Source organism: Telluria sp. AZSoR62, assembly GCF_058111565.1.
This window is the reverse complement of the sequence record NZ_JBYTST010000647.1, coordinates 1-232: the sequence shown is the minus strand read 5'-3', so window position 1 is coordinate 232 and position 232 is coordinate 1. Positions and strand designations below refer to the sequence as shown.

Annotated in this window: 1 protein-coding gene; it reads left to right on the top strand. The window is 56.5% G+C overall.

The genetic code is table 11. The features are described 5' to 3' along the window. Window positions 1–232, top strand: a 232-nt coding sequence (locus tag AC3XQU_RS25040) for an autotransporter domain-containing protein (protein WP_489876785.1), incomplete at both ends; no start/stop codon positions are given.

The window sequence follows — 232 nt, the reverse complement described above, 5'->3', positions numbered from 1 at the left end:
CGGCAATCGCCTGCGTAGCGGACCTTTTCTGCGGGGTGCAGCCGCGTACTCGGATGGTGACGCAACGATCGATCGTTCGTACTTGACCGGCGCCGGCCAATCTAAATCCAAGGGCAAAGCTGACGTGAAGCAAAAAGCCGTTTCAGCTCAAGCTGGATACGTTTTTATCGTCGACGGGAATTCTGCCCTGATGCCGTACCTGGGTGTCGACTACCTCAATACCAAGCTGGGC